The sequence below is a fragment of the Kitasatospora sp. NPDC058063 genome, assembly GCF_042885395.1.
Classification (GTDB): Bacteria; Actinomycetota; Actinomycetes; order Streptomycetales; family Streptomycetaceae; genus Kitasatospora; species Kitasatospora lactacystinica.
Genome location: NZ_JBHVSD010000064.1, coordinates 1 through 4,901, shown reverse-complemented (window position 1 = coordinate 4,901; position 4,901 = coordinate 1). Strand labels below are relative to the sequence as shown.

At 38.1% G+C, this 4,901-nt stretch carries 6 protein-coding genes; 1 reads left to right on the top strand and 5 read right to left on the bottom strand.

Features of this window, described 5'->3' with window-relative positions; translation table 11 throughout:
* From ACFVUY_RS43145 to ACFVUY_RS43130, 4 genes are all read right to left on the bottom strand, one after another.
* On the bottom strand, positions 1-679 hold a 679-nt coding region (locus ACFVUY_RS43145), incomplete at its 3' end, for a protein rep (RefSeq protein ID WP_387737348.1).
* A 575-nt stretch (positions 680-1,254) separates the two neighbouring features.
* Positions 1,255-2,382, bottom strand: coding sequence for a RapH N-terminal domain-containing protein (locus ACFVUY_RS43140; protein ID WP_024024781.1), 1,128 nt, complete (start codon positions 2,380-2,382; stop codon positions 1,255-1,257).
* Between the two features lie 440 nt (positions 2,383-2,822).
* Positions 2,823-3,008: a hypothetical protein gene (locus ACFVUY_RS43135; protein WP_024024780.1), complete on the bottom strand. Its 186-nt coding sequence runs from the start codon at positions 3,006-3,008 to the stop codon at positions 2,823-2,825.
* Between the two features lie 401 nt (positions 3,009-3,409).
* Positions 3,410-3,535 (bottom strand): hypothetical protein, encoded by a 126-nt coding sequence (locus ACFVUY_RS43130; RefSeq protein ID WP_258404754.1) that lies wholly within the window; start codon positions 3,533-3,535, stop codon positions 3,410-3,412.
* Positions 3,536-3,739: 204 nt separating this feature from the next.
* Here ACFVUY_RS43130 and ACFVUY_RS43125 point away from each other — a divergent pair, with 204 nt between their 5' ends.
* Complete coding sequence (locus tag ACFVUY_RS43125) at positions 3,740-4,213, top strand: DUF3967 domain-containing protein (protein ID WP_387541588.1); 474 nt, start codon at positions 3,740-3,742, stop codon at positions 4,211-4,213.
* Positions 4,214-4,558: 345 nt separating this feature from the next.
* Here the strand turns inward: ACFVUY_RS43125 and ACFVUY_RS43120 are convergent.
* Positions 4,559-4,901 (bottom strand): hypothetical protein (locus ACFVUY_RS43120; protein ID WP_387737347.1); only part of this gene is annotated, 343 nt, incomplete at its 5' end.

Here is a 4,901-nt window from a genome sequence, read left to right as displayed (position 1 = left end):
ATGTGTATAAGAGACAGACTGGATACTTAGAAATCTCTAAAATAGCTTTCTGTTCTTCCATTTCTTTGCGTACTTCTTTTTCAATCGCTTCCGCATCGATTCCCTTTTTACCTTTGACCCTCTGCACATGCACAATAGGTGTGTAATCCAATTTCATTGCTCTTTTCCAAAGGCTTGTCCATTCTTTTTGATTAATATAGTTCTTACCAAAGTAATTAGTACGAACAGGTATTAACACATGAAAATGCGGATGATATGTATTTTCTTCATGATTTTTCGTAATCTCTAAAGCTCTGAAATACCCACGCACCGCAGAATCAACTTTTTTATATTTCATCAATCTATTAAAACCTTTCATCATATCCGAAATGGTCTGTTTCAGATCATCACCCTCAACGTTTTTTACTGTCAACGTGAGAAATATCCATGCTGGCTTATATTGCCGATTGGCTTCTTCAACGATCAATTTGTTGTGATAAGCAATTTTCAATGACCTTCGCCACGCACACATAGGGCATAACCTCACTTTACAAAAATAGGCTTGATATAATCGTAGTCTGCCCGTTTCTCGATCCCTCTTAAACGCAAGACATTCCGCACAATCACATACTTTCTCTGCCTTTTTTCCGTAGTAAGGCGCACCGGTACGCTTTTCAAGTCCTTCATAGTGAGCCGCCATAAGCGACGATCTCACCTTTTTCCCCTTCCAATCCCGCTTTTTACCTGTTGCGGTTTTATCCTCGAGGATGGTATAATTCGATTCAGATGAATAAAACAAAGAAAAAACCCCTTCTGCCGCTAGTTCTCTAGCTATCTATTATTTGGTGTGGTAACTTAATAATAGCAGACGGGGTTTTTCCCTGTCAAATTACCTTTAAACCCTTGACACCACTGGATTTATATCACTTTTTGAAAATCTCAATGTTTCTATATGTATCAAGATAAGAAAAGACACGATTCTGACTCCGTCAAAATCGCCAAAAAGCTGGCGAAACCGCCATCTTTTTAAAAGATTAAAACCCAAAAACCTAAAAGACCAAAGACTAAACCAAATTTCCCCGCAGGGGGAGATTTTTTTTTGATTTTTTGGTCCTGCTGCGCAACAAAAAAACAGACCTAAAAGGTCTGAAGAATTAAGTCATTGCCCTAGAATCATAAACTTGAAAACCAGTTGCACTATAGCTATCTATATTCGCTTGAACAAAAACACCGATAACCAATGCTGATGTACAAATTAAACCTAAAGCACAGTTCCTATAGAAATTCATACAAACAATCGCCCCTTTGAATTTGTTTTTGGGCGTATATCATCTTTTCATACATTTTTACAGATTCATCCACACGCCCTTTTTCAGTATAAAATCGGGCGGCTTCCAAAGCTAGGTCTTCCATGTAAGGTAAACCTCTCGGGCTTTCCAATTTATCCAAGCAAGCCAATACTTCACTAAGATTTGCAGACTTAAAAAATAAATTTTCCAGCACCTTCAACATATCCAGAAATAAATCATCTTTATGTAAAGCCAACTGTTCCTTAGCTTTCTCGTAAAATTCTCGTCCCTCAATTAATTCTTTTTGATTCAAATGAATCCGTATCAATTCATAATAGACTTGAAACAACTTTTCACCGATTGGCTCCCCTTCTAAAATGGATTGGTGAAAATACGACACAGCTTTCGTAATTTGATTTAACCCTTGATAACAGATACCGATATTGTACAGCTGCCTAAAAATTATATGCTTATTCCCCAATGCCTCCGCTTTTTCCAAAGCTAAAGAAAAACAAGTCAATGCTTTATCTCTAGTTTCTAAATCCATATAATTTCCCGCGACTACAGTTAAACAATTAATTTCACGAACCATATAAATTGAATGCGTCTTATAAGCCTTATAAGTATCATAAGCAAGAGTGACATAATACATAGACATATGTGTCTGTTTCATGTGATAAAACACTTCGGACATCTTGTAATAGAATTCCGCTTTCTCTAACTCATCAGCAACTTGCTCCAAACGTTTCTCAGCTCGCCTATAGAACATGATAGCTTTAACAAATTCGCCCATTCTGAATTCATACATTCCTTGAAAAAAGTTGAAATAGTATTCAAGAAAGCCCGACATCTTTTTCCCTTGTCCTTCTACAGCTTTCAAATATTCAGAAGGCTCCAATGGTTTCTTAGAAGGTTGCACATAATCAAGCATCAATTGATGACGGAACTCCATCAATTGAAAATAAAGAACCGCTTGCTCATCTTCTTCCATAGCATCGATCTCTTTCCTAACCTCTTCCCTTAGAATCTCAGCCTCTTTCACATTGAATCTCTTTATATGCTTGTACCATTCATTGATCTTAACCGCTACAACTGGAGACGGTATGGCCGCCATCTACAATCACCCCTTATAAAACCAGTTTTATACTAAATGCTAGCACAAGATTTCCTAATAAAACCCTGTTTCTCCCTCGATATGTAAAATTTTCGGCATCTCGCAAACACTTTTGAAAATTCCTCGGCATCTAGCCATCAAATTTAAAAAGCATGACAGCAGACAAAACGAAAAAACGCATTTAAAGCCCTTATAAGCGTTTTTAACGCATTACCCCATTTCAAGTACCTGAACAAAAATAAAAGCGCTCAGAATCGAATCTGAACGCTCTCAACGGCATTTTTAAAATGAACGACATGTTTTTTTATACGTTTTATTTTCATCTTGCGTACTACCCCCCTGTTAGCATAGGGGATTCCCGTTTGGCTCTCGGTGCTTCGCTTTTCGTTGCCACTCGACGACTGCCGTCGTCTTCCGCTACGCACCTTCCGCCTAGAACTCTATTGTATCACTTTATAAGCCAATTCAAGGGCTTTTTTCTCAAACTTCTCATCTGTGATCTGACCAGATCCGTGCTGCCATAATAATTCTTCCTCGTCAGCTGTAAGATAAATTCCTTCAATGGCGTGTGTCGCTTTCGCATATCTCATGCCTTTTTCAAAACTTTCTCTTGTCATTTTCATCATCGAACCGCCTTTCTTGGGCTCTGCCCAAACCCGCCAACGCTAGCACGTTGGATGGCAAATATTCAAACCCCCTACCCCCGATCTTCGGGGGATGCCCCTTCGGCAGGCGCAAACAAACGGGGTTTGTTTGATAAACAGGCTTTTGGGTGTCGTGAATGAGTCAACTCCTTAATGCTCACTTCGTTCCGCTTACCATTGACTCATGCCATATGTTTTTCACTCCATTTTTTAAACAGTAACGCTCCTTTTGAGTGCACACTTTTCCGAAACAACACAAAACAAACACGAAACTTAATTCACCATTATTGACCCCTTGTTACGACTGATTTTTTTGCAAAACGCTCCCTTTCTTTGTGTGCAGGTGCGCTCCTTTTTAAACACAAAACGTTACTCAATTCTTCTCACTTTTCCTTTTTATGGTGTGGCAGTTTTTCCGTTTCTGCCACATCACCACATTTTTCTCCTAAAAAAAGGTGTGTCAGAATTTCATTTTTAGGCACATTCCTTTCAAAAATCGCAACCGCCACGAAACAAATCACACTGGGATTTCAAACATAAAGTGGTTGCAGTTTTCCCTTATGCTCTTTTCACCTTTTCCGAAATATCTCCAGCGACACTTATCAAAATTTTTCTCTTTCAACCCGCTACGCAAAACAAAAACATTTTGCCTTTTGATCTAGGAGGGCGTAGCGTATACCGTAGCGAATGAATCATAAAGAGGTGAACCCGCTATGAAACCCGAAACCTACCTTTCTTCACAAGACATTGCAAACAAGCTCAATGTCTCCAGCGTCACGATACGCAAATACGCCGCCATACTTGAGAAAAATGGCTATAATTTCGCCAGAGACACTAAGGGATGGCGTCAGTATAATGAGTCCGATTTATCCGCTATGGAGTATATATACACACACTCTAAATTGAGTGGTAAATCACTAGAAGAAGTAGCCAAACTTGTAGCGACCTTGTATCGGTCAAACTTGTCCATATCGGATACCGCTACACCGCTACAAGATATCAATGTCGCCGATCTCATTCAAAGACAAGAGGAATTCAATCGGGCCATCCTAAAACGACTCGAACAATTTGAAGAACAACAAAAAAAGCGAGATGAAAATCTCATGCTCGCTTTGAAAGAATCCATTGAAACAAAAAAAATGATTGCTGCTGCTCAACAAAAAAAGTGGTGGCAATTTTGGAAATAGGACATCCATGAAAATGGCGCACTTATACACACCCCTGTGTGCGTGCTAAAATCTCTCGATTTCCGTCAAGCGTGTAAAGAAGAAGCCGACTTAATAGCCGGCTTCTTCTGATTCTTCAAACCACAATGCAACGAACAGCAAAGTACAAATAATGAATGCTCCTAAATCCATCACATTAATTACAATCGTCATCACATACACCTCCACAGTGAACGGATTCTATCACAAAAATATTCCTCAAAACGAAGTACTGAAAAATAAAAAAAATGCTTGCGGACACCGCAATGGAATAATAAATTTTTTATTCTAAGAATCTAATTGGGAACGTTTTATTAAACGACATTTTCAATTATTTTTATCTTGTATTTTTTTCATCATTAACCCATAGATCCTTTTTGAAACTGGATATACCAGAGCAAACAACAAATACAAAATAAATAAAAATAGAGAAACCCACAACACGCCTGTATCCCTTATAACAATATCTTGAGAGTTAAACGAATAAATTAAAACATAAAGATAAAACACAACAAACATTAACACAGCTTCAAGAGCAAAATTGAAAGGACCCTTTTTTTTCATCAAAATTTGTGAGAATACTATATCGACAACTCCAACCACTACTACTGTAAGGAAAAAAAACTTAAATAAAGCTAAAACAGAATCAAAGGTACTAGTTGTATTGATA

What these genes read in the sequence shown, in the direction of transcription:
- ACFVUY_RS43125 (WP_387541588.1), top strand. Translation starts at nt 3,740, where the DNA reads ATGAAACCCGAAACCTACCTTTCTTCACAAGACATTGCAAACAAGCTC.
- ACFVUY_RS43140 (WP_024024781.1), bottom strand. Translation starts at nt 2,382, where the DNA reads ATGGCGGCCATACCGTCTCCAGTTGTAGCGGTTAAGATCAATGAATGG.
- ACFVUY_RS43135 (WP_024024780.1), bottom strand. Translation starts at nt 3,008, where the DNA reads ATGATGAAAATGACAAGAGAAAGTTTTGAAAAAGGCATGAGATATGCG.